The sequence below is a fragment of the Microcoleus sp. A006_D1 genome, assembly GCF_036702805.1.
Taxonomy (GTDB): Bacteria; Cyanobacteriota; Cyanobacteriia; order Cyanobacteriales; family Microcoleaceae; genus Microcoleus.
The window spans coordinates 342,061-366,639 of sequence record NZ_JAUBVZ010000001.1; the positions used below are offsets into that span (position 1 = coordinate 342,061).

20 protein-coding genes are annotated in these 24,579 nt (G+C 47.4%); 6 read left to right on the forward strand and 14 right to left on the reverse strand.

All coding sequences use genetic code 11. From position 1 onward, the window contains the following. Positions 1–12: 12 nt before the first annotated feature. From QUB68_RS01395 to QUB68_RS01410, 4 genes are all read right to left on the reverse strand, one after another. Positions 13–738, reverse strand: a complete 726-nt coding sequence (locus QUB68_RS01395; protein ID WP_332988674.1) for an SDR family oxidoreductase — start codon at positions 736–738, stop codon at positions 13–15. A gap of 228 nt (positions 739–966) precedes the next feature. Then, positions 967–1,947 carry an acetyl-CoA carboxylase carboxyl transferase subunit alpha gene (gene accA, locus QUB68_RS01400; RefSeq protein WP_332988676.1) on the reverse strand — a complete coding sequence of 327 codons (981 nt, stop codon included), beginning with the start codon at positions 1,945–1,947 and terminating at the stop codon, positions 967–969. Positions 1,948–2,365: 418 nt separating this feature from the next. After that, on the reverse strand, positions 2,366–3,391 hold the full coding sequence (locus QUB68_RS01405; protein ID WP_332988678.1) for a long-chain acyl-[acyl-carrier-protein] reductase: 1,026 nt from the start codon (positions 3,389–3,391) through the stop codon (positions 2,366–2,368). A 265-nt stretch (positions 3,392–3,656) separates the two neighbouring features. Next, entirely contained in the window at positions 3,657–4,349 is a 693-nt protein-coding gene (locus tag QUB68_RS01410; RefSeq protein ID WP_332988680.1) for an aldehyde oxygenase (deformylating), read from the reverse strand. Positions 4,350–4,840: 491 nt separating this feature from the next. On the opposite strand from QUB68_RS01410, the gene QUB68_RS01415 reads away from it, so the two are divergent. Beyond that, the gene (locus QUB68_RS01415; protein ID WP_332988682.1) at positions 4,841–5,659 is read left to right on the forward strand and encodes a carbohydrate ABC transporter permease; all 819 of its coding nucleotides are present in this window, start codon (positions 4,841–4,843) and stop codon (positions 5,657–5,659) included. A 183-nt stretch (positions 5,660–5,842) separates the two neighbouring features. After that, positions 5,843–6,100: a transporter suffix domain-containing protein gene (locus tag QUB68_RS01420; protein ID WP_332988683.1), complete on the forward strand. Its 258-nt coding sequence runs from the start codon at positions 5,843–5,845 to the stop codon at positions 6,098–6,100. Positions 6,101–6,192: 92 nt separating this feature from the next. On the opposite strand, the gene QUB68_RS01425 is transcribed toward QUB68_RS01420, so the two are convergent. Beyond that, positions 6,193–7,221: a hypothetical protein gene (locus QUB68_RS01425; RefSeq protein ID WP_332989209.1), complete on the reverse strand. Its 1,029-nt coding sequence runs from the start codon at positions 7,219–7,221 to the stop codon at positions 6,193–6,195. A 130-nt stretch (positions 7,222–7,351) separates the two neighbouring features. Between QUB68_RS01425 and QUB68_RS01430 the strand changes: the two genes are divergently transcribed. Together QUB68_RS01430 and QUB68_RS01435 are read left to right on the forward strand one after the other, a co-directional pair. Then, a complete protein-coding gene (locus QUB68_RS01430) occupies positions 7,352–7,534 on the forward strand; it encodes a hypothetical protein (protein ID WP_332988684.1) in 183 nt (60 codons plus the stop codon). A gap of 66 nt (positions 7,535–7,600) precedes the next feature. Continuing rightward, complete coding sequence (locus QUB68_RS01435) at positions 7,601–7,891, forward strand: DUF433 domain-containing protein (RefSeq protein ID WP_332988686.1); 291 nt, start codon at positions 7,601–7,603, stop codon at positions 7,889–7,891. A gap of 262 nt (positions 7,892–8,153) precedes the next feature. On the opposite strand, the gene QUB68_RS01440 is transcribed toward QUB68_RS01435, so the two are convergent. The 6 genes from QUB68_RS01440 to treZ form a co-directional block, all read right to left on the reverse strand. Next, positions 8,154–8,666: a DUF4112 domain-containing protein gene (locus QUB68_RS01440; RefSeq protein WP_332988689.1), complete on the reverse strand. Its 513-nt coding sequence runs from the start codon at positions 8,664–8,666 to the stop codon at positions 8,154–8,156. 209 nt (positions 8,667–8,875) lie between these two features. Next, positions 8,876–10,771: a molecular chaperone DnaK gene (gene dnaK, locus QUB68_RS01445; RefSeq protein WP_332988691.1), complete on the reverse strand. Its 1,896-nt coding sequence runs from the start codon at positions 10,769–10,771 to the stop codon at positions 8,876–8,878. A gap of 466 nt (positions 10,772–11,237) precedes the next feature. Further along, the gene (locus QUB68_RS01450; RefSeq protein ID WP_332988693.1) at positions 11,238–11,765 is read right to left on the reverse strand and encodes a GNAT family N-acetyltransferase; all 528 of its coding nucleotides are present in this window, start codon (positions 11,763–11,765) and stop codon (positions 11,238–11,240) included. Positions 11,766–11,768: 3 nt separating this feature from the next. Next, positions 11,769–12,017 (reverse strand): type II toxin -antitoxin system TacA 1-like antitoxin, encoded by a 249-nt coding sequence (locus QUB68_RS01455; protein ID WP_332988694.1) that lies wholly within the window; start codon positions 12,015–12,017, stop codon positions 11,769–11,771. 116 nt (positions 12,018–12,133) lie between these two features. Next, on the reverse strand, positions 12,134–14,929 hold the full coding sequence (gene treY, locus QUB68_RS01460) for a malto-oligosyltrehalose synthase (protein ID WP_332989211.1): 2,796 nt from the start codon (positions 14,927–14,929) through the stop codon (positions 12,134–12,136). Positions 14,930–15,238: 309 nt separating this feature from the next. Then, a complete protein-coding gene (gene treZ, locus QUB68_RS01465; protein WP_332988696.1) occupies positions 15,239–17,068 on the reverse strand; it encodes a malto-oligosyltrehalose trehalohydrolase in 1,830 nt (609 codons plus the stop codon). Between the two features lie 319 nt (positions 17,069–17,387). Between treZ and QUB68_RS01470 the strand changes: the two genes are divergently transcribed. Both QUB68_RS01470 and QUB68_RS01475 read left to right on the forward strand, forming a co-directional pair. Beyond that, positions 17,388–19,448 (forward strand): amylo-alpha-1,6-glucosidase, encoded by a 2,061-nt coding sequence (locus QUB68_RS01470; protein ID WP_332988697.1) that lies wholly within the window; start codon positions 17,388–17,390, stop codon positions 19,446–19,448. Between the two features lie 35 nt (positions 19,449–19,483). Beyond that, positions 19,484–20,524 carry a glucokinase gene (locus tag QUB68_RS01475; RefSeq protein WP_332988699.1) on the forward strand — a complete coding sequence of 347 codons (1,041 nt, stop codon included), beginning with the start codon at positions 19,484–19,486 and terminating at the stop codon, positions 20,522–20,524. A gap of 315 nt (positions 20,525–20,839) precedes the next feature. Here QUB68_RS01475 and QUB68_RS01480 read toward each other — a convergent pair whose 3' ends face one another. From QUB68_RS01480 to QUB68_RS01490, 3 genes are all read right to left on the reverse strand, one after another. Further along, positions 20,840–21,457 (reverse strand): REP-associated tyrosine transposase, encoded by a 618-nt coding sequence (locus tag QUB68_RS01480; protein ID WP_332988701.1) that lies wholly within the window; start codon positions 21,455–21,457, stop codon positions 20,840–20,842. Positions 21,458–21,764: 307 nt separating this feature from the next. Continuing rightward, on the reverse strand, positions 21,765–22,214 hold the full coding sequence (locus QUB68_RS01485; RefSeq protein ID WP_332988702.1) for an EVE domain-containing protein: 450 nt from the start codon (positions 22,212–22,214) through the stop codon (positions 21,765–21,767). Continuing rightward, positions 22,211–24,571 carry an FHA domain-containing protein gene (locus QUB68_RS01490; protein WP_332988704.1) on the reverse strand — a complete coding sequence of 787 codons (2,361 nt, stop codon included), beginning with the start codon at positions 24,569–24,571 and terminating at the stop codon, positions 22,211–22,213. Before QUB68_RS01490 ends, QUB68_RS01485 begins: the two co-directional genes overlap by 4 nt. Positions 24,572–24,579: the final 8 nt, after the last annotated feature.

The window sequence follows — 24,579 nt, forward strand, 5'->3', positions numbered from 1 at the left end:
ACAATCTCAAGTTCACAAAACTCCGGCGTTGGACATCAGCGTGATTTCTTCAATTACTGCACTTGCTGGCAACTGAATTGCGTGCAGAATTGATTGGGCGACGATTTCTGGGGTTAACATGGCGGTGCGATCGAAGTCGGCTTGCACGGTGTCTGTGTCCCACATGGGAGTGTTTACAGAACCTGGACAGATTGCTGTGACGCGGATTCCGCCAGCTCGCTCTTCTGCTGCTAAAGTCTTGGACAAAGCCATCAGACCGAATTTGCTGACGCAGTAGGCTCCCCAGTTGGGGAAGGTTTGGCTGCCTGCGATCGAGGAAACGTTGATGATGATTCCCGATCGCCGATCGCGCATTCCCGGCAAAATTCCTAGAATGCACTGCCACACACTGGTAAGATTGAGGTCTAGAACTTTCTGCCAGTCGGTTAGGGATGTTTCGGTCAAGGAGCCTGTGTAGCCCATGCCAGCGCTGTTGACTAGGATATCTACGGGCCCGAATTGAGAGGCGATCGCGCTGATGCCGCTTTGCACTTGCTCAATTTTTGCCAAGTCTAAGGGATAAGCTTCTGCTTTCACTCCAAATTCTCTGGCTGCTATGGCAACGGCTTCTAAGTTTTCTGACTCTCGGCTAACTAAAGCTAGATTTATGCCTTCAGCAGCGAACGCTAGAGCCGTCGCTTTGCCAATACCGCTGCTCGCTCCAGTAATCAGAGCCTGCTTTGTTGTTCGATCGTTCATTAAATTTCCTGATACTTTCGATCGGCAAATCTTTAAAGCGTTGCAGCCTGCTTCGGCAAATTAGCAAGCTGTTGGCTGCGGGTGATAACAGTTAATTCTGAGATAAACATTAAGAACTGTTAAGCCGGTGTCACCTGAGAAATTATAACACTGCTGACAGATTCGCAGAATTCATAGTTACGAGTTATGAGTTTGAAGTTTATAACTCATAACTATGAATTCCTCGACTTAAGCAGCAATTTCAGTGAACACACCGATGTCCCGAAACTTTTGATACCGGAGTTGCCGGCGCTGCTGGCCAGTGAGCTGACTTAGTTCTGCTAGGTTTTCCAACAAAGCTTGTTTGAGCATAGCCGCAGCTTTCAGGGGATTCGAGTGAGCGCCACCAACTGGTTCGGGAACTATCTGATCCAGAATTCCGAGGTTTTTCAAATCCCAGGAAGTAATTTTGAGCGCTTCGGCGGCTAAGTTGGCTTTGCCCGAGTCTTTCCACAGGATGGCCGCACAAGCTTCGGGGGTGGCGACGGTATACACGGAATGTTCTAGCATCAACAGCCGCTCGCCGACGCCGATACCTAATGCGCCGCCGGAACCTCCTTCGCCGATGACGGTGCAAATAATCGGCACGTCGAGGCGAAACATTTCTCGGAGGTTACAGGCGATCGCCTCTCCTTGTCCGAGCTGTTCGGCTTCTAAGCCCGCCCAAGCTCCGGGAGTGTCGATAAACGTGAAAATTGGCATGGAGAAGCGATCGGCGTGTTCCATCAACCGCAGGGCTTTGCGGTAGCCACCGGGTGCCGCCATCCCGAAGTTGCGGGCGATATTGTCTTTGGTGTCGCGCCCTTTTTGGTGGCCGATGATGACTGTGGGACGCCCGTCTATGCGGGCAATTCCGCCGACGAGGGCCGGGTCGTCTCCGCCACATCGATCGCCGTGGAGCTCGATCCACTCGTCGGTAATTGCCTGAATGTAATCGAGGGTGCTGGGGCGGCGCGGGTGACGGGCGAGTTGCAGCCGCTGCATGGGGGACAAGCTGCTGAAAATTTCTTGTCGCAGTTGGGCGCTGCGAGCTTCGAGTTTGCGAATTTCGTCGGTGACATCGACGCTGTTTTCGGTGGCAAGTTCGCGAATCTGGTGAATTCGGGTTTCGAGTTCTGCCAGCGGCTTTTCAAAATCTAGGAGTAGTGGTTTGCGGTCGGGGTTTGCCACGCTGATAATTTCTATAGGGTTTTAAGGTTTGGTCGATCGACTGTTTCGATATCCTACCCTGTCACTTGACACTAGACTGATTGCATAAATCTTGGCTCTATCGTCGGGAAACCGCAGATGCAGCGCAGGTGCATTTCAAGAATGGAGAGCGAATCACAGCAATCTTTGTCTACTGAACAACAGGGTAATTAGATTTTTTTAGTTTTAAATTTTGCATAATATCAAATTTTGTCACATCGGAAATCTACTAGAACCCTGGGGCTGAACTCCGAAGTGCAAAAAGTGGCATAATTGCGATCGAACTCAATCCCTCGGAAGCTTTGACATCCGTTTTTGGGCGGATTCAAAACTTCCCATAACAGTCAACAGTCAAAAGTCAACAGTTTAAGTTTTAAATTTAAACTGTTGACTTTTGGCATCAAAATGACATTAATAAGGGTCGGAAACCGTGTTTGACAGAAATATGACCGATTTGCTCCATCTTTTCCACAGTAATTTGATTCCTTCCCCAAGAAAAATTGGTGTACAACTTTTCAAATTCCAGCAGCATTGATTCGGCAAAACAGGCAAACAACTGCCGCCCCGGCACATCCATATTCACAATCTTCATAATCTTCCACTCAATATCGAGGGAATGCTCCACAATCCCGCCATTGAGTACGTAAATTTCGGGGTGCTGAACCTGAGTTGCCAGATTTTTCGGATAGCCACCGTCAATCAATAAACAGGGTTGCTTTAATGTCTTGGGGTCAATTTCTACTCCCTTCGGCATACTGGCTACCCAGACTACAATATCGGCTTGGGGCAGGGCTTCTTCCAAATTCATGATTTTGCCTCGCCCCAATTCCGATTGCAAATCTTGCAATCGTTCTTTGTCGCGGGCAATCAGCAACAATTCTGCTACATTTGTTTTCACATTCAGCCAGCGACACACAGCACTGCCAATGTCACCTGTAGCACCACAAACAGCCACAGTAGCTTTTGAAAGTTCAATCCCCAATTTGGGGGCTGCTTCTTCTACTTGGCGGCAGAGGATGTAAGCCGTGTGGGTGTTGCCAGTGGTGAAGCGTTCAAACTCCAACTTGAGATTGCGAATTTGCTTAATTTGCTGCAAGTTGAAGGTTTCAAAAATGATCGAAGAAAAGCCGCCTAAAGCAGTGATATTAATCCCGTGTTTTTGAGCGTGCGCCATCGCGTTCAAGATTTTGCGGGTGGCTGCTTTAATCCGGCGAGTCGCTAGCATTTCCGGCAGAAAACAGGACTCCACATAGCGGCCTTCTATTTTCTGCCCGGTGATGCTAGTCACAGTGATATGATCAACTATTTGGGGCGGTGCGCTGCACCAAAAATCGAGCCCTTGATCGGCATATTCTGGATAGCCCAGCTCGTTAGCTACTGATTGGGCGTGTTCTAAGCTGGTTAAGTGACCGATTAGACCAAACATTAAGTTGTCAAATGAAGGAAGATTGAAGAAGTCAGTTGACAGTTGACAGTTGACAGTTGACAGTTGTTAGTTGTTAGTTGTCAGTTGTCAGTTGTCAGTTGTCAGTTGTCAGAAGTCAGAAGGGAAAATTAAAAAATTTTAATTGAGTTCCCGTTCTTTCTTTCCAACTTGATTGGGGTGCGAGACCTTGTAAGGAAGAAGGAAGAAGGGAAAACTAAAAAGTTTTAATTTTTAATTATTATCCTATTCCTTATTTCCCAATTAACTAGGCTGCTAGGCCTTGTGCTGACATCCGCATGATGTCGCGGTTGCTAAAACCAATATTGCCCAGGGCTTCGCCGTAGGCAATCATAAAGTCTTCGATTAAAGCGTCTTTTTCCATTCCCAAGACGCGGGCATCGTCTGCGACAGCGTTTAGCAGTCTCCAGATGATGGGCAGGTTTTGGCGGTTGGCGGCTTCGAGTTCGGCTTTGGATTCTTCAAAGTGAGCTTGCAGCCAGACTTCCCCAAAGTTGAGGTGGCTGTATTCTTCTTTGACGACGCCTTCGGTGATTTTGCGCGCAAAGTCATCGGCGACGGGGATGTAGATGTTGTAGGCTGCGATCGCAAAACACTCGATAATTAGTGATTGAATCAGCAAGCAAGTTACAATCTGACCGCCAGCCGCTGCCGTTTGGAAGTTTCTGTGCAAATCTGAAAAGAACTGCTTGGCAAATGCCATGTCCGGCGTGACTTTGAGGTTCCGGCCGCAAGCTTGGAACCCTTTCATGTGGCGGTTTTCCATCTTGGACAAGCCAACTAACTCACTCTTTTTGTCAGCCAACAGTTCGGCCAGTGTCAGGTAATTGTCGTGAGCTTCTTGTTCGCCTTCAATCACAATGGCGTTGATGCGGCTGTAAGCATCTTTGTAAGTTTCGGTTTGAAAGTCAATTGTTGGGCTGGCCTCAAGCTGGGGCATAGATATGTAGTCTCCTCATATAACCTTGTGGGATGTTTGGAAACCCCTTGAAAATTGGGGGTCAGTGACTGTACACTTTTCCTGTTTTGAACGCACCCCATCTAAATCAAAGATTATAGCTGAGGATTCTTTCGACAAAGAACTTTTCTTTGACGCTCCGGGAAAAACTGGCATCAGAAGCGTGTTGTACCGACTTTTGCGGTCGAACACTCCAGAAAGACTATCGCTAGAATGCTATCTATTCACTAATTACTTGAATTAGTCGTTAGTCGATCTTTTGCCCGGAAATAGATGATAGAAATACGGTCTATGTCTCCACCTTTAAGGGTTTTACACTACCAACTCTATCTATAACATTATATCCTAACCAGAACTTCCTCCCGTGGTACTCCTTCTTTCCCTTTACGACATATTATGTTGTATGGGAATCTGGGAGGCGATCGGGCCTCTTAACCTCACAGGCTTATTATTTTAGGTTAATTCACAAGTTTATGGGTAAATCTTTTGACAGGTCTCAAGCGCTGGAATTGCTGAGTTTTATTTTGTTGCTGGCGGGGGCGGCGCTGGTGCTGCTGCCGCTGGCTGCTGTATTTTTGGTTTCATTATCACCATCGGGTGTCGGTGTCAAGACCACAGGTCTGACTTTGGCGAACTATCAGGAGGCTTGGCGACGGGGGAATTTTTTGTTGGCATTCCTTAATTCTACTCTAGTGGCGATCGCAGTGACGGGTTTTCAGGTAGTGACTTCTGCTTTAGCCGGTTATGCTTTGGCCAGGCTGAAGTTTCGGGGGCGGCAGGCTCTAGTTTTGGTGGTTTTGGCAACGCTGGCGATTCCGTTTCAGCTTTTGGTGATTCCGATTTTCATGGTTTTGAAGTGGGGCCATTTGCTGAATACTTACGGGGCGCTGATTTTGCCCACGGCGGCTAACGGTTTTGGGATTTTTCTGCTACGCCAGTATTTTATGACAATTCCGGTGGAGTTGGAAGAAGCGGCAATGCTCGATGGGGCGAACCGCTGGCAGGTGTTGTGGCAGGTGATGTTGCCTTTGGCGCGCCCTGCTTTGGTGACGCTGTTTTTGTTTACGTTTATCGGGGAGTGGAACGATTTGTTTAAGCCGCTGGTGTTTACGACGCGGCCGGAGTTGCGGACTGTGCAGTTGGTTTTGGCTGAGTTTCAGGAACAGTTTACCAGCAGTTGGCAGTTGTTGATGGCGGCGGTGGTAATTGGGACTGTGCCGGTGGTGTTGCTGTTTTTGGCGGGCCAGCGGCAGTTTATTCGGGGGATTGCGGCGACGGGAATTAAAAATTGAGTTGGAGGCCCGAAGAAGACCGGGCGGTTGAAACCGCGTCTATACACACAAAACCCACCTCCGTGGGTTGAAGAGTGAGCAGTTAAAATTACGTTATTTTCTTTACACCCTCGCTCGGACTTCCTTTGTCTAGGCGCGGTTTTAACCGCGGTCTGATCTATAATTATCCAATAAATAAAATATATGCAGAATTTGCAAAAGCTGGGTTGGTTTTTATTTATTGCATCTTTCGTGCCCTGGGTGGCAATCTTGTTTATTGTGCCGTTTATGCCGCTGAGCCTCGCCGAAAAAACTACAATTAATATCATTCTAGCTGTTGGTGCCGAAGTTTGCTTTTGGCTGAGCGTGGTAATTTTGGGGAAAGAAGTAGTTGCCAAATATCGGCGTTATTTGAGTCCCCGCTATCTTTGGAAAAAAATCCGAAATTTCAAGCGCAAATAAGCATAACTCAAGGCAAATTTGGTTCGTAGTGAGGACTTTATTCCGCATCAAGAAGGACTGAAGTCCTTACTACGAACCAGGTCAAAATTGAGCTATTCGCTGATAATTTGCAAGCGAATAGAGCGTTCTCCATCTCCAAAATCCACTTCAATTTTTTCTCCCGAAAGACTGTCCAAGCATCCCAAGAGTAAGCGCAAATTGGGTGTGCTTGCTCCTGTATCCACGTACAATCTATCAGCCAAACTGCCTAAACGCTTCCACACAGTGTAGAGTTTGACTACTGTTTGTTCTAGCAGTGCGGCTTGTTTTACAACGTCGGCGGTTGTTCCCAAACAGCCGACTCGCAAAGATTCTTCTAAGGCCATTTCCATGTCTAAGTGAGACTGATTGAGAGCTTGCACTTGGGCGGCGGCGTCTAGATATTTTGATAAGTTCTTGGCGTCGGAAGTGAGCTGTTTTACTGTATCTACGTCGGGATTTTCTGCTACTTCTTTTTGAATTTCGATTTGGTGAGATGGGGAGAGTTTCTCCATTTCTTTGACCAAAGGAGCGAGATAGCGGGAAGGAAGAGAACCGCTAGATGCTTTTTCTTTGACTTCTTCTGGCAATAATTCTGAGTTCATTGCCATCCATTCGTCGGATAGTTGTTTGACTTCGCGGCGGGTGATACGATCGCCCTTTGATGCGGCATCTGTTACCATTTGCTGTACTTCTGGAGATGCTTTGGCAGTTTCTACAAAAGCTCTTTTGCTGAAGTTTCTAATGGAATCTGGGTCTAAATCTCCTTGCTCGATCAGAGTTTCGGCACTCTTAGCTAATTCTATCAAAGAATAGGCTTGACTTTTGCTAATTTCTCGTTCTTTTAGCCAGTTCAAGAAGCCGGTACCGCGTCCGTCGCCGCCTTTTTTTTCTCTGTCTCGGACTGTTCGGAGAATGCGTCCGCGCCAGATGTCGGTTTGTAGGTCGAAACGATCGCACACTTTCCAGGCATTGTCAACCTGATTGTCAAAGTCGAAGTCTGGTATTTGTTCGTCTTCGGGATCTGGTAATTGGAAGTTGATATCTGTCAAGCCTTTGAGGGCTTCGGCAAGTTCTGCGGGAGATTGGGGGACTTCAGCCATTAGGAGAAAATTGTGTAGAGCGACAGCCGGTTTAATTGGAATTGGCACAAGTTAAGATTTGAGACGCTACCTGTAGTAATGCGGGCAAAGCTGACACTACTGATAGAGTTTTTGTGCAGGTTATATCATTATGGCATGGCGGGGGGCGATCGGCTTCAACGGCTTCGCTAACGGGCGGATACCTGTACAGAAGATATTATCCGGGATTGACCCCACTTGGAGACGGCAATCGATCGAGTTTGAGACTTTGTGCTGTGGCGGGGGAGATGTGGCGCGAGGGGTTTTAACGCTGATGCTGATATTGATAAATTGAGCATTGACTTAAAATGAGTTAGGCGATCGCAGCCACTAACAAAACCTTTAAAATTAATAGGTAAATATGGCAACTCTCACCGATATCGGGACATTAATAGTCGAAACTCCAGAAATATGTGGAGGGCGGCCGCGGATTGCGGGTACGAGAATTTCTATTGCTCAGATTGCCGTTTGGTATAAAGAAGGACTGAGTGTAGAAGAAATTCTTGATGAAATTCCTTATTTGACTTTAGCAAAAGTCTATGCAGCATTATCATATTATCACGCTAACAAAGCTGAAATAGAGGTGGATTTGGCAGTAGAATTGACTGAGTATCAACGCTTGGAAGCTGAACCCAAAGCAGGTAAGCTGTAATGAGCAAGATTTATTAAAATTTTGGTCAGAGGCATCGCCATAACTAGGATTGCAGTCAAAAAATAACTATTATCTCCGTGGGTGAAATTATGCCCCAAGACTTCTCCGGTAAAAATCTCCGCAGCCGCAACTTCCAGGGTCAAAATCTCACGGGTCAAAATTCATCGGTGCAGACATCCGAGGCGCAAACTTCACCGTGGAAGCGTGCAGTAAATTGTTTCCCGCGATCGCAAATCTCTTATTTTTACCCTAAAATTTAATATCAACGCCCAGTAAATACTCGAAATACCCACCCGAAAAACATCACGCTCAAGAAAATCACGCCTCCGACAATTAACGTCAAACCTAACAGCAAAGCCGCGACAAATAACCAGTCAGCTTTTTTACTAGGTTCGGGGCTACCTAGATGAGCGTCAAGCAATTCCATATTCTTGACATTAGCTTTCCAAGTAACATCAAGTAAGTCTCCAGCCACTGGTACAGTGCCTGCAACTGTATCAAATACGATGTTAGCAGCCATTTTGATTAGGGTTTCTTGCGGTACTCCGAGTTGCGCGGATTTGAAGACTACGTAACCTGCAAAAATCGATCCGACTAAATCGCCGCCGCCCGGTATAAGTCCTAGTATCGGATCGAGTCCGATGCGGTAACGGGTGCCGGGAATGGGAATTGCATTGTCGAGTAAGTGGCTGATGCGGCGGAGACGGCGCAAGGATGCAGTCTGGGATTTGTTGAGTGTATTTGTGGCGGGAGTTTGTATGGGAGAACGTGACATTTGATTGCTCTCGATTGCGATATTACTGCTATTTTATGATGTTGATTGAAGCATATTCTAGCTTTTTTACTATGTCTCAAGCAAGATTTTTATTAATTTTAGCCGATCGCCCTTTCCACCCTCCACAACATACAGAAACCCGGTTTTTCTTCAAAACCGGGTTTCTTGCTTCTAGCTGCCTGTGGTCAGTTTAACCGGGAAAGCCCGATCTATTTGCCTTCAGTAAAGTCAGCATCAATCACGTCATCGCCGCCGTCAGTCGGGCCTCCAGTTGGGCCGCCAGTCGGGCCGCCAGTGGAGCCGTCTGCTTGCTGGTACAGGTTGCTGCTGACAGCGTAGAATGCTTGCTGCAACTCGGTTGTCAGCGTCTTGATGGCTGCGTCGTCTTCTTTGGCGATCGCCTCCCGCAAGTCTTTGATCAAGCCTTCAACCTTAGTCTTGTCAGCATCAGGAACCTTATCGCCCAATTCTGCCAACTGCTTCTCAATTTGATAAGCTAAAGAGTCAGCTTGGTTTTTGCGATCGATCTTTTCGCGACGTTCCTTGTCAGCAGTCGCATTCGATTCGGCTTCCCGAACCATACGATCGACTTCATTGCTAGGCAAAGTAGAAGCACCAGTAATGCTAATAGATTGCTCCTTACCAGTACCTTTATCCTTAGCAGCTACATTCAAAATACCGTTAGCATCGATATCAAATGTAACTTCAATTTGAGGCACGCCACGAGGGGCTGGTGGAACTCCATCTAAGCGGAAAGTGCCTAAATCCTTGTTGTCATTCGCCATTTCCCGTTCGCCTTGCAAAACGTGAATTTCCACGTTTGTTTGACCGTCTACAGCAGTCGAGAAAGTTTCTGACTTCTTGGTAGGAATAGTCGTGTTGCGAGGAATGATTTTGGTCATCACGCCGCCCAAGGTTTCGACACCGAGAGACAGCGGGGTAACGTCGAGCAACAAGATGTCTTTGACTTCGCCAGAAAGCACGCCAGCTTGAATTGCTGCACCTACTGCAACCACTTCATCCGGGTTTACCGTTTGGTTTGGGTCTTTGCCCAGGATTTTTTTGACCAGTTCTTGCACCGCAGGAATGCGCGTAGAACCGCCAACTAAGACGACTTCATTAATTGCAGATTTGTCTAGTTTGGCATCGCGGATTGCGTTTTCTACAGGAATGCGAGAGCGATCGATCAAATCGGAACAAAGCTCTTCAAACTTGGCCCGCGTCAAAGTCGTGTCCAAGTGTTTTGGCCCGTCTTGAGTCGCAGTAATAAACGGCAAGTTGATTTCTGCTTGAGTAACACTCGACAGTTCAATCTTGGCTTTTTCGGCTGCTTCCGTCAGGCGTTGCAGTGCTTGTTTATCTTTGCGGAGGTCAATTCCTTCGGCTCTTTGGAATTCATTAGCGATGAAATCCACAATTTTTTTGTCGAAGTCGTCACCGCCGAGGTGAGTGTCTCCAGAAGTTGCGAGCACTTCAAATACGCCGTCGCCGACTTCGAGAATCGATACGTCGAAAGTACCGCCGCCCAAGTCAAATACGAGGATGGTTTCGTTGCTCTTTTTATCTAATCCGTAAGCTAAAGCCGCTGCTGTAGGTTCGTTGATAATCCGCAGCACTTCGATACCGGCAATTTTGCCAGCGTCTTTTGTAGCTTGGCGCTGGGAGTCGTTGAAGTAGGCGGGAACAGTGATTACCGCTTGGGTGACTGTTTCGCCGAGGTATTTGCTGGCGTCTTCTACGAGTTTGCGCAACACTTGCGCGGAAATTTCTTCCGGAGCAAATTGTTTACCGCGGGCGGGACAGTCGAGTTTGAGGCTGTTGCCGACTTTCAGGACTTTGTAGGAAACTTCAGTGGTTTCGTGGGTTACTTCGTCAACCCGACGCCCGATAAACCGTTTTACTGAGTAAAAGGTGTTCTCGGCGTTCATCACGGCTTGACGCTTGGCGATTTGTCCGACAAGCTGATCGCCATTTTTAGCATATGCTACTACGGAAGGTGTGGTGCGACCCCCTTCGGCGTTGGCTATGACGGTGGGTTTGCCGCCTTCCATAACTGCGACGCAGGAGTTTGTCGTACCTAAGTCAATTCCAACTACTTTTCCCATAGGGGTGTTCCGGCTCCAATCTCTACAAAATTTTGGTTTTCTATCTGTGCGATAGTCTGGTTATTCAGGACTGCGATTTTACCTCGCGGTTTACGGGTAGTGAGTCCTGCTTTAATACAGTCTTCGATAGGGTGCTTATCTCTATACTGCGGGCGGTTAGACCTTGCGATGAAGGCGTGTTTACCGAACCTGTTAGGGACGGTTGCATCCGTGAGGCTTGCACCGCTACAGCTTTCGACTGCTTTTGTTTACTCTTCCTAATGTACGGGGTGCGATCGCTTCGGGTATTGTGGCAAACCGTATATGTTGTGTTGTATTTGCCGTCTTGTGTGTATAAATTTGGGCAAGGCCAGTTCGGGCTATTCCTTACGGGGTAGCTGCGCCCCGCCTACTTTTGGCTGCAAAATAGAAATAAAATTGATCAGTTAGAGTCATGTTAACTGGCGGTTGGATCGGAGGGCGATCGCTAGCTATCTAGTGCTCGTTTAAAGGTCTGAAGCCGGAGTAAAAGTGAAAGAGGTAGCTCCGGCATTTCTCGAAAGCCGGAATTTTCGTAAAACGTCTTGGCTGCTTCATCTATGGCATCAACTCTCACAGCATATACTCCAACTGTTTGAGATACATTAACTGCATTCTCTAAGGCGTGAAATAGCAACCGCTTTCCCAGACCTCTTCCTTGCACCGAACGATCGACTGCTAGCTTGCCAATCAGTATAATTGGAGTCGGATATCTGGGCAGGCTTTCCTGCAAATCAGCAGGTAAATCTTCAAACGATAGTCCGCCTGTGCAGCAAGAATAATAGCCAGCTATTTTTTGACTCTCTTCAGATAAAACAGCAACAAAAGTTCTAGAAACACCGTTTCTATCGTTTTTTATAGCATACTGTTTCAGATATCGATCTAATTCAGGATTTCCCGAGTTAAAAGGGTCTTTTCTGAGACTACTGGGACTCCGTTCTATGGAATCTATAGGAGAGATAATCCAATTAACCATGCTTTACTCTTGAGAACTCCTACATTCTTTGATTAATGCAATTAAACCTTCAGAAGGTTCTGGCGGATCTAACATCATGTCTAACAAAAAATCCCAGTCGCGCTCGGACAGCTTCAAAACTGGGTTGCCAAAGGCTGCTGGCCCGTTGATCGTAGCATCTGCTTCGGCAATGAATTCGTCGAGGACAAATAGGTAAGCCCACCAATAGAGTCTGGTTTCGGTACTGGTTTCGGTTTTGACGAGCGATCGCATTTTGCTATTCCTCCCGCTACTAAGATTGCTTTCCTGCTACAATCATAACTAAAAAAGCGACAGGTTGAAACCTGCCGCTAGCTGTACAAAGTCCGCCACTGCCGACTATTTAATTGCTATTTTTCACTAATCAGCAAAGCTGCGGGAAAGTAGCTGAGAGCTTCACCAATTGCCAGCGTACCGTTACTTTCTACCACCTGATTGGTAATCGCATCTTTCCAAACCGACGGCATTTGCTCGGAAAATTCCAGATTAGTATCTTTCCAGACTTGTTTGCCGATCGGCATTTCTTCCGATTTGACAACTCCCGTCAAAAATCGGGGAGCAATGACAATAGCTGTAGTACCTTCAAAGCTGCGGGAAAAGGCAACCACATTATCTTTAAACATTCCCGCTACTTCCACAGGTCGATAGTCCCCTGATTGAAAAACTGGCAAGTATTTTTTTCTAGCTTCTAGCACTCTTGCCGTCAAAAACAACTTAATTCTAGCATCTTCCCGTGTCGCCATCAAATTGTCAACCAGTTGCAAAATATCCGTCTGAGCTTGCTGTTTAATTGACCGCAAAACCTCGATTCTGCGATCGAAATCAACCGGACGGCGGTTATCGGGATCGACGTGGCTTAAATCCCAGAATTCCGTCCCTTGATAAATGTCGGGAACCCCAGGCGCCGTAATTTTTAGCAGCGTTTGAGATAAAGAATTGAAAATGCCGTAATGTGCTACTTTTTTCCAGAAAGGTAGAAATTTCTTCAAAAACTGATTTTGTTCCGAAGGTTCGAGAACGCTATCGATAAAGGTCATAAAACCTGTTTCGTAGTCGTTGTCAGGTCTCAGCCAAGCTGTATACACTTTTGCTTCGCGGACGGCTTTAATGGCATAGTCTTTGAGGCGATCGACATAATCAGTGTTTTCTATTCCCTCAAACGGAAAACTGCCGATAATAGTTTGGTACAAGAAGTATTCGTCGTTAGTATCGGGAACCATGCGATTCACAAAGTTGACTTTCTTAGATGAGTTTACCTCTCTCCAAGACCTGACTTGTTGTTCCCATTCCTCGGGAATTTCTGACAAAACATTAAGTCGGGCTCGCACATCTTCGCCGCGTTTGGTGTCGTGGGTAGCTGTAGCATTCATTTTGTGAGGCCAAGCTGCTTGCTGCTGCTTGTTAAACTCGTGAAAATCCGCCAGCGAAACGCCGAACTGACTGGGGTTTCCTCCGACTTCGTTGAGGGATAAAAGTCGATAGTAGACGTATAACAGCGTGTCCTCAACGCCTTTGGCCATCAACGGGCCTGTCAACTGCTGGAGTTTCATCACAAAGTGGCGGCGCTGCTCTTTTTGTTCGGCTGTTAGGGTTTCTTCTTCTTCCAGCAACAGCACCGTTTCGATAAATTTAAGTTCTTTGAGGAGTCGCGGCACTTGTTCTTTGGCGTGGGCGATCGCATATTTGACGTAAGTGCGATCGGACTCTCGCAAACCATCTTGATTGATGTAAGTTCGGTAAACAGGAAAAATTGTCAAAACCGCAGCCAGTGCTTTTTCCAAACCGGGACGAGTAAAGTCATTCCCCTGTCGGGATTGACCGGAGATATTCTTCAAAAGTTGAGCCAGATTATCTACATCTCCCGCCAAATTTTTCTCAACAATCAGTCCTTTTTTGTCTAAAAATAACTGTTCGTAAGAAACATTCAACCGAGTAAATCTCTGATATATTTCGCTAAATTGCTGTTCGCGATCGCACCGACAAAAAACGCCGTTTACGTAATTCAAAAAGTCGTAGCCGCTAGTTCCCTCAATCGGCCAATATGACGGCAAATCTTCCTCGTGTTCCAGAATCTTTTCAACAGTAATGTAAGTGTCTCCGGTTCTCTCGCGGAGCCGTTTCAAATATTCTGTGGGGTCGTAAAGTCCGTCAATGTGGTCGATTCTCAATCCGGTAAACTTTCCCTCGTCCACCATGTCGAAGATCAGAGCGTGGTTTTTGTGGAAAACTTTAATCTCTTCAACTTTTACCGAAATCAGTTCGTTGACTGTAAAAAACCTGCGGTAGTTGATTTCTTCAGCACCAACTTTCCAGAAAGCCAGACGGTAAAACTGCTCGGAAAGCAAATCGTCCAGCAAATTAAAGCTTTCGGGATGGCCCTTTTCTCCGTTAAAAAAATTGATATTTTCATCGATAAATTCCTGTACAACCGGATTTTGATTGTAGAGTTCCCACAGCAGCCCTTTGACAAAAGCTATCTGATCGTATCGGGCTTTACCTTTAGTTTCTGAAGGTGTATTCTTAATCAAATAAAGAATTCCCAAAAACTTGATAAAATCTGGATGCCGCCTGCCTAATTCCCTGCCTAAATGCCCCAAATTATGACTGATAAATTTAGCATAAGATTCAATCTTTACTGGCAATTTTAAGCTGTAGTAATTGATAGTCAGCCCAATTTCGCTGTATTTGAGTTCAATCTCGCCATTTTCCAGACACTCTCCATAAAAATTGCCCAGGAGTGGAGCCAGCACTCGACCCCGGAGATGTTCGTAAGCATGATTCCATTCAATATCGAAGTAATCGAAATAGTCGGAATCCGGCCCGTGCTCCAATACGTCTAACAACAACAAGTTTTCAGTGTCATAAGCCATGTGGTTGGGGACAATATCTTGCAGCCATCCCATGTTCCGCTTCTTGATTTCGTCCGTCAGCGCTTCAAAGTTTTCTGAGGTTCCCAATTCTGGATTGATTTGATTTGAATCAACCACATCGTATCCGTGACTGCTGCCTTTTCTGGCTTTGAATATCGGTGAGGCGTAAAGGTCGGTTATTCCTAATTCTTCCAGATAGCTAAGGATTTGTTTTGCGGCTTCAAAGTTAAAACCTGCATGAAATTGAATCCGATAAGTGGTTGTGGGAATTCTCAGCACTGTTAATTTTACTCCTAATTCAGTAGTCGATCGGGTTTTTTGTTTAAAGTTAGAGATAGTAGGTTTAGTTGAGCGGTAGTGTATTGGTATCAACTTAAGACTAAAACCATTGAAACATCTCGCTTTTAGCTGAATTTCGATCCCCCTAAATCCCCCGAAAGCAAGGGGGACTTGGAGAAGTCTCTTGTCCCCCCCTTATTAAGGGGGGTTAGGGGGGATCGGAAAGACTATGAAGTCAAACAGTAGACTGATACTAAGTTCGAGCTAGCTGTTGACAGGCTTTGAGCAGCAGCGAAACCGAATCTACTATTTCTGCATTAATTCGTAGAGTGCGAAACTCTGCGGTTTAACAGTCAATTCTTGCTCTGAATTTATTTTTTCAGGCAAGCTAGAACCGGAACCCATCCATTTTACATCAGCAGAGTCTAAAATTTTGTGACCGTTGCCTTGAGGAAGTGCAGCCGTAAAAACGACCTCTTGTTTGTTGAAGTTTAGAATGCAGAATATCTGGCTGTCATCTGTCCAGCGACGGAGAAATAAGATTTTTTCCGTTTCAATACTGGACACTTCTAGACTGTTTTTGTCGAGTTTTTTCAGGGCCGGTATTGTCCGCCGCAGTTGAATCAAATGTTGGTGCCATTCCCAGAGGATTTTGTGCTTTCCTTCTGTTTGTTTTTCCCAGTTCAACTTGCACTTTTGGAAACTGTCAGGACTCTGGGGGTCTTGAAATTCGCCTCGCCCTTCAAAGCCTTTAAATTCTTGTTGTTTGTCTTTGCGAATGGCTTCAATTAAGTCAGGGTCTGAGTGGGAAACAAAGTACAAAAACGGCGCTGTTTCTCCGTATTCTTCGCCCATAAATAAGAAGGGGATGTAGGGAGAAATTAATACCGTGCCGGCTGCTAGTTTCAGTGCTTCAAAGTCCACTATTTGCGAGAGTCTGTCTCCTAAAATTCGGTTGCCGATTTGGTCGTGGGTTTGGGAAAATACCAGAAATTTCTCGCCCGGTTCATCTTTGACCGAATTGCCGTGTTTTCGCTTTCTGTGGGGGGCGTACTGACCGGAGTAAACAAAGCTTTCTTTGAAGGATTTTTCTAAGTGTTCGCACTTGCCAAAGTCTTGGTAGTAGCGGTCATTTTCTCCGGTGAGCAAGGCGTGCAGTGCGTGGTGGAAATCGTCGCACCATTGGGCGTCTAAGCCGAAGCCGCCGAGTTCTTTGGGACGTACTGTGCGGACATCATTTAAGTCGCTTTCTGCGATTAAATAAAGTTTCCTTCCGAGTTCTTGGGAAATCTCGGCCGTGGCGTCGGAGAGTTCTTGCAAAAACGGTCTGGCGCCTACTTCAAATATTGCTTGAATTGCATCTAATCTCAGGGCGTCGATGTGATAGTCTCGGAACCAGTAGAGGGCGTTTTCAATAAAGTAGTTGCGCACGCCGTCGCTGTATTTGTCGTCGAAGTTGAGGGGGTCTCCCCAAATCGATCCGTATTTTGAGGTGAAGTAGGGGCCGAAGTCGCGGAGGTAGTTTCCTTCGGGGCCGAGATGGTTGTAAACGACATCAAGTATTACTGAGATCCCGTGTTCGTGGCAGGCGTTGATGAGTTTTTTGAATCCTTCGGGGCCGCCGTAGGAGTTTTGAACGGCGTAGGGATATACGCCGTCGTAGCCCCAGTTTCGCTCGCCGGGAAATTGGGCGACTGGCATAATTTCGATGGCGTTAATGCCCAATTCTGTGAGTTGTTTGAGTTGGGGAATGATTGCTTCAAATGTTCCGGCTTGAGTGAAGGTACCGACGTGCAGTTCGTAGATGATCGTGTCGGCTAGCGGTACGCCTTGCCAATTTTTATCTGTCCAAATAAAGGCGCTTTCATCTATTACTTGGGAGGGGGCGTGGACGCCTTGCGGTTGATATTTTGAGGCTGGATCTGGTCTCTCGGTTTTTCCTTCGAGTTGGTAGGTGTAAAGGGTTCCTGGTGGGATGTCTGTAGCTGTGGTTTGCCAGTAACCTTCTGCGGATTGTTGCATGGGTATCAGGCGTTTGTCTGGGGAAACTATTTGGACTGCTATCTGTTTGATTGTGGGCGCCCAAACGGTGAATTCACATTGGTTGTTGCCGAGGTAGTTTGCTCCTATCTTCACTTTGAGTTGTTCTCCTTATTAAATAGGTTGGTTGTGCGATCGATCGCCCTTTGGACGCAATCAAATGCTGTGTTGTTAAGGTAGAGCGCCTGTGTAGAGGGTAATATTACTTTAAATAACAAACAACTAACTTTAGACAGAGCAACGGTTAGAATTATCGCTGGGGCAAAAGTAGCGGTTGGTTATCTTTAAATTAGACCATGAATCTGCACTCTTAGCGATCGCCATTCTTTGCCACCTCCAAGAGTTAATATTTATGGTTTATAAGTTCTAAAATATACTTTTAGGTAGATCCCAAATCAGCGTGAGCGTGTATTCTATGGTTATTGCTTTTGGACGGGAAATCTGCTGCAATCTCGACTCGGCCGAGTCTCGGGAGTGGTTGGTGACCAACGGGATCGGCGGTTACGCTAGCGGGACGATCGCGAATCTCCTCACCCGCCGCTATCACGGGCTGCTGGTAGCCGCGCTCAAACCCCCGCTGGGACGCACTTTGATGCTCGCTAAGCTGGACGAGACGGCCGTGTATGCCGATCGCGCTTACCCGCTTTATACCAACCGCTGGGCCGACAGTACGATCGAGCCCCACGGCTACAACTGCATCGAAAGCTTCCACCTCGAAGGCACGACACCAGTTTGGAGGTTTGCTCTCGCCGACGCGATCCTAGAAAAACGGATTTGGATGCAGCAAGGTGCTAACACAACATATATTCAATATTGCTTGCACCGCGCCTCACAACCGATCGCCCTCGCAGTCAAAGCCCTAGTCAACTACCGCGACTACCACCACACCACTCGCGCTGGCGACTGGCAAGTGAGGCTAGAAACATTGACAGGGGGGGTTTGCGTGACTGCTTTTGACGGAGCCGCGCCGCTTTACCTGCTGACAGATGCTGAACCAGAGGCGAAATTTAGAGTTTCTACGAGTTTATACAATTGGTACTACGGATTTTACTTGGCAGCAGAAAGGCAGCGCGGGTTGGACTACTGCGAGGATCACTTGCACGCGGCAACTTTTCATTTCGCGATCGCACCTGGCGAGTCTCTGACATTGATCGCCAGCACCGAGAAAAATCCCGAACTCAACGGCGGTAAAGCTTTAGAATTGCGCCAAGCGGGCGATCGAGCGCTGCTGCAAAAATGGTCGCCTGCAAGCGAATCACCCGACTGGATCGATCGCTTAGTGCTAGCAGCAGACCAATTTATCGTCAACCGCCCGCTACCGGAGGAACCGGAGGGCAAAACGATCCTCGCCGGATATCCCTGGTTTAGCGACTGGGGCCGCGATACCGCGATCGCCCTGCCCGGCCTCACAATCTGTACTGGGCGATGGGAAATTGCCCGATCGATCTTACGGACTTTTGCGCGGTATGTCGATCGGGGAATGCTGCCGAACCGCTTCCCCGATGCCGGCGGCGCCCCGGAATACAACACCGCAGACGCGACGCTGTGGTACTTTGAGGCCGTTCGCGCTTACTGCGACTGCACGGGCGACGAGGATTTTTTGAGCGAACTCTGGCCGACACTATGTGAGATAATTGATTGGCACGTACGGGGAACTCGGTATAACATCCGCGTCGATCCTGACGACGGTTTAGTCTACGCGGGCGAAAGCGGCGTGCAACTGACTTGGATGGATGCGAAAATCGGCGATTGGGTGGTGACTCCTCGGATCGGTAAACCGATCGAACTCAGCGCGCTTTGGTACAATGCTGTGCAAGCTATGGCAAGTTTTGCTCGAAGATTGGGCAAGCCTCACAATGAATATCAGCAATTGGGCGATCGGACGGCTGCCGGATTCGATCGCTTCTGGAACGACTCAACCGGTTACTGCTACGACGTTCTCGACGGCCCCGACGGACACGACAGCTCCCTGCGGCCCAACCAAATATTCACCGTTTCCCTGCCCCTGAACTCGATTCCTCCACACCCCGCCAAATCCTTGTCAGCGGGGACGTGCCAGGAAACCCGCTATACACCGTTACTGACGCCCATCCAGCGCCGCGCCGTCGTGGACGCCTGCGCTGAGGGGCTTCTCACTTCCCACGGCCTCCGCAGCCTCTCGCCGCAGCACCCGCAGTACCGCGGCACGTATCAAGGCGACCAATGGCAGCGCGACAGCGCCTATCACCAAGGCACAGTTTGGGGTTGGTCGATCGGTGCGTTCGTCTTGGCGCACCTGCACGTATACAAAAACCCAGCACAAGCTCGCGAATTCCTGGAACCCATGTCACATCATATAACGGCCGCCGGAGTTGGCACTCTGGGCGAAATTTTTGAGGGCGACGCCCCCCACTCCCCCCGGGGCTGCACGGCTCAAGCTTGGACTGTGGCTGAGGTGCTGCGGGCTTGGTTGGCAATTAATACTGTGGGTGTTTAAATGGGGAATGTTCTGTTTGGTTGAATAAAAGATTTATGGCATTATTATTAGCGGGTGACATTGGCGGAACTAAGACGATTTTGCGATTGGTAGAAAGAACTACTGATGGTGAAATGAACGCTCTTTATGAGTGTCGCTATCCGAGCGGAGATTTTCCTGATTTGGTGCCGATTGTGCAGCAGTTTTTGGCGGAAGCTGCTATTAAGTTGAGTTTGGCGCCGGCACCGGAAAAAGCTTGTTTTGCGATCGCCGGGCCGGTCGTCAACAACACCGCCAAACTCACTAATTTACCTTGGGTGCTGGAAGCTCATCGTCTGGAACAAGAATTAGGCATATCCCGCGTCAGTTTGATTAACGATTTTGTGGCGGTTGGCTACGGCGTGTGTGGTTTGGAGGCTAAAGATTTGCACACTTTGCAAGTAGGAAAACCCCGCCAACACGATCCAATTGCTGTTATTGGTGCGGGTACTGGTTTGGGCAATTGTTTTGCAATTCCTGAAGCAAATGGTATCAAGGTTTTTTCTTCGGAAGGGGGACACGCTGACTTTGCTCCTCGCTCGCAGTTGGAGTTTGAATTGCTGAAATATTTGTTAGCAAAACATGACATTCAAAGAATATCGATCGAGCGTGTAGTTTCGGGACAGGGGATTGTTTCAATTTACCAGTTTTTGCGCGATCGCAAGTTTGCTCCTGAATCAGCCGAGGTGGGGGAAGCGATTAGAAAATGGGAGTCGGAAATCGGTAAAAGCGAGAAGACAGTCGATCCGGGGGCGATAATTGCAGCGGCTGCACTCCAAAAGTGCGATCGGCTTTCCGAACAAACAATGCAAATGTTTGTAGAAGCTTACGGCGCTGTAGCCGGAAATATGGCTGTGTCACTTCTACCTTACGGCGGTTTGTACGTAGCCGGCGGCATCGCTGCCAAGATTTTGCCGCTAATTCTAGAAGGGGGTTTTATGCGAGCTTTTACCCACAAAGGCCGGATGGATTCACTGTTAGAAATGATGCCGGTGCGGGTGGTTTTGAATGACAATGTAGGGTTAATTGGTGCCGCAGTTTGTGCGGCCGGTCTTTAGGGTATTGAATCTGAGGAAATTCAAAATATTGGGGGCGGGCTAGAAGCCCACCCCACAAGAGTTTTTTGTGGCACAGGCATCTTGCCTGTGAAAGTTTTTGTGGCACAGGCATCTTGCCTGTGGCCAATATTGGGGGCGGGCTAGAAGCCCACCCCACAAGAGTTTTTTGTGGCACAGGCATCTTGCCTGTGAAAGTTTTTGTGGCACAGGCATCTTGCCTGTGGCCAATATTGGGGGCGGGCTAGAAGCCCACCCCACAAAAATGCTTGTGGCACAGGCATCTTGCCTGTGGCCGATAAAAGGATTGAACAGACACTAACCTTCAGATATTTGACAGAAAAAAGGATATTCCTCTGGAGTCAAACAAAGACCGGCTTTGACAGGATTTTGCCTGATATATTCCCAAAAACCATCAAATTCTCGTTCATCTCTGACTATTCGATCATGTCGCTCATCTTGCCAGACAGTACCGATATGCTTCATCACCTTCGGAATTTGTTTAGAACTGTAGCTTTTCATACTGTGCATAATGCTGCTAAGCGACCAGAATTTATCCTCCGACTTTGGCAAAGGCTGAATTAGCATATGCACGTGATCTGGCATTACAACTAAGCAAAACACTTGATACCTTTTTTTATCAAAAAAGTTGCAAGCATTAAAAACTACTTGTTGAGCCGCCGGAGTCAATTCTAGCTTTTCCCAAGTATTAAAAGTGATGAAGTAGACCGATCCTTCTAACTCCCAATGAGGTAGATTTCTGTAATTGATTTTTAACTTTGGTTCCACCAGAGATTGATAATTGTTGGCGAGGTGGGCATCTTGCCCGCCCAGCCGAGAAATCGGCTCCACCAGAAATTGATGATTCTTTGTGGGGTAGGCATCTTGCCCGCCCAACTCCTGATTGCTTTCCTGACTCAACTTTCTATGAATCATATTACTACTTCGGACAATCACAACTTAATATAAAATAGCCTTAACCAGGGAAGAGGTCAATACCACATCTTGCCTGTGGCAAAGATTGGGGGCGGGCTCTCCGGCCCACCCCACAAATATTACTGTGGCACAGGCATCTTGCCTGTGACAAGCATTTTTGTGGCACAGGCATCTTGCCTGTGACAAATATTAGGGGCGGGCTCTCCGGCCCACCCCACAAATATTAGTGTGGCACAGGCATCTTGCCTGTGACAAGCATTTTTGTGGCACAGGCATCTTGCCTGTGACAAATATCAACTCTTTTCTCCTACCTCACCGTCAAAATCTTCTGCGCCGCACTTTTAGACACCGGCATCACCGACAACCGATTACCTTTCCTCACAACCAAAATTTCATCAGCAGTAAACTTTGCTTTCAGTTCATCCAACGAGATTAACTTAGCAAACTCCTCAACAAACTCAACTCTCACAGTTTGCCAACGAGGCGCATCAAGCTGCGATTTTGCATCATAATATTCGCTATTCACATCAAACTGAGTCGGGTCAGCAATCCCAGTCTCAATGACGCGCGCCAACCCGACAATTCCAGGAATTTTAGTATTAGAATGGTAAAAAAATACTAAGTCTCCCGAACCCATTTGCCGCATAAAATTGCGGGCTTGATAGTTGCGAACTCCGTCCCAAATAGAGATTTTATCGCCCTTCAAGTCCGCAATACTATAAACATCCGGTTCCGACTTCATCAGCCAGTAATTCATAAAATATCTTTCCGCTTCTGCAACCACAGAGTCAACATCAAATACACAAAAATATGCACGCACAAAATCCCCCAGTTCAAACCCAAATTCTCCCACGTTGGATCGTAAACAGGAGTAGGTACAAACGGCTGAGGAAGTGTGCTTCCGTCCGGCAATGTAGTAGGCGCAGGAACCATCGCATTTACATTAACTAAAGAGCCGTAAGCGCCCACAGACCAGCGGCTTAACATCAGCCAAGAAAACTTGCTCGCCACACCTTCCATCCTAAACAAAACTCCCGAAAAAATAATCTGAGGCAGCAATATTAGAGGTAAAGCACTGTTAGCTTGAGAGCCATTTTTGACGATCGCAGAAACCAGCAATCCGAGACTGATGCAGCTCATTAAAGTGAGAAATGTGGTAATAGCTGCTCCCACAGGCCAGGAAATCAAACTCGGTTCGGGGGATTTGAAAGCAATCAGAATAACTCCTACCATCAACAGCGTTTGCAAGACTGCTAAGCCGGAAAGTATGAAAACCTTGGAACCTAAATAAGCAAACAATCCTAAATTCACCAAACGTTCGCGCAAATAAATAGCAGATTCTTTAACAATTTCTTGCAGAGAAGTTGCCAGTCCCACCCAAATAGCCGCACAGGTAAATACAAACAAAACTCGCATCGCTAAAGGCGCTAAAGTTGCCTCCGGCGCGCCAATTAACGGGTCTTTATCCCTGACGGCGAGGCGCAGCAAACCAATCCCGATCGGAGCCGTTAACAGAGCTAAACTCAAGTTAACTAAGTCGCGGGAAATAAGCTGAAAATAGCGCTGGGCGAGCAAAATTAGTTGGTTGACAAAAGATACAGATTTGGGCTGGGAAGGCGCAGCGGGCGTTTTTCCATTAGCGTTGCCGGTGCTGAAGTGGTTGACAATATACTGCTGATAGTATGGAGATTGTTTGAACTTTTCTGCCCAGCTTTGAACGTTGGTTTCTCCTGTTTCTAATTCGTTGTAAATGTCGGCAAAATCGCCGGTTTTGACATCGAAAAAATCCAGGGCTTCCGCAGGCGGGCCGAAGTAACAAAGCCGTCCGCCGCGGCCCATAAAGACAATCCGATCGCACATCGTGATATTTGCCGTCGCGTGAGTCACCAGAATCACCGTCCGGCCTTGACTTGCCAACTTTCGCAGCAGTTGCATCATCTTCTTGTCCAACCCCGGATCTAGCCCGGAAGTCGGTTCATCTAAAAAGAAAAGTTTCGGATCTGCTAACAGTTCAACTCCGATGCTAACCCGTTTTCGCTGTCCGCCGCTAAGCTGTTTTACAAAAGCAGTTCGGCGGTGAGTCATTTCAATATCTTCTAAAGTTTTTGCGACTACTTGCTGAACATCTGTATCGGGAGGTAAGCGCAATTTAGCAGCATAACTCAACACTTCTTCGACAGTCAAATCTGCGTGAATAATATCATCTTGAGGCACGTAACCAATTTGATTACGATAAATATTGAAGTTCTGGCGCAGGTTGTCGCCGTTGAGAAACACAGCGCCCTGAGTAGTTTTTTCAATGCCTAAAAGCGTCCGCATTAAAGTAGATTTCCCCGCACCGCTACCGCCGACTAAAGCCACAAACTGCCCCGGTTCGATCGCCAAAGTGATGCGATCCAAACGCTTGGGAATCACCAGACTGTCAGCATCCAAGCGAATCTGATTGCCTCGGTCTTGCACCTCTAACGTATGATTGCGGTAAGTTAGAGTAAACGGGCCGATCCGAATCGCATCTCCCTCGGCCAACTGTACAGAATTTGTAATGCGCTGACCGTTGACAAAAACGCCGTTAACGCTGTGATCTCGTAAAATATAATTGCCGCGACTGTCAGCATCAATTGTCGCGTGGCGCCTCGAAACCAGCGGCGCATCTAATTGCAGCGAAGCATTTGGATCGCGGCCCAATAAAACCGATCGATTGCTGAGAGGAATTGACTGTTTGCTGGGGGGAAAGATTTGACTCGCCAGCGGATTAAAATAAGTCACCAAAACTTGATTTTTGGGATCGAGACCGATATTAATTTCTGTACCGTTTTTGAGACAATAACCGTCGTTGGGAGTGATGCGAGTGCGATCGACAAATAAGCCATTAGTGCTCGGCTGCTGGCCGTCACCGTCGTAAATCCAGTAATTTTGACCAATTTGGCGCAACACAGCGTGAACGCCGGAAACTGCCCGCCAAGGCTCGGGAACAACCAAATCAGCACGAGTGCGATCGCGCCCCAATACGTGCTGCGCCTGTTTTAACTCTAACTGTATGCTTTGATCTTGACTCGTTAATACTAAATAAGGGCGATCGCTGACAGCAGTCGGTTGTCCTATATTACCTATCATATTTAAAT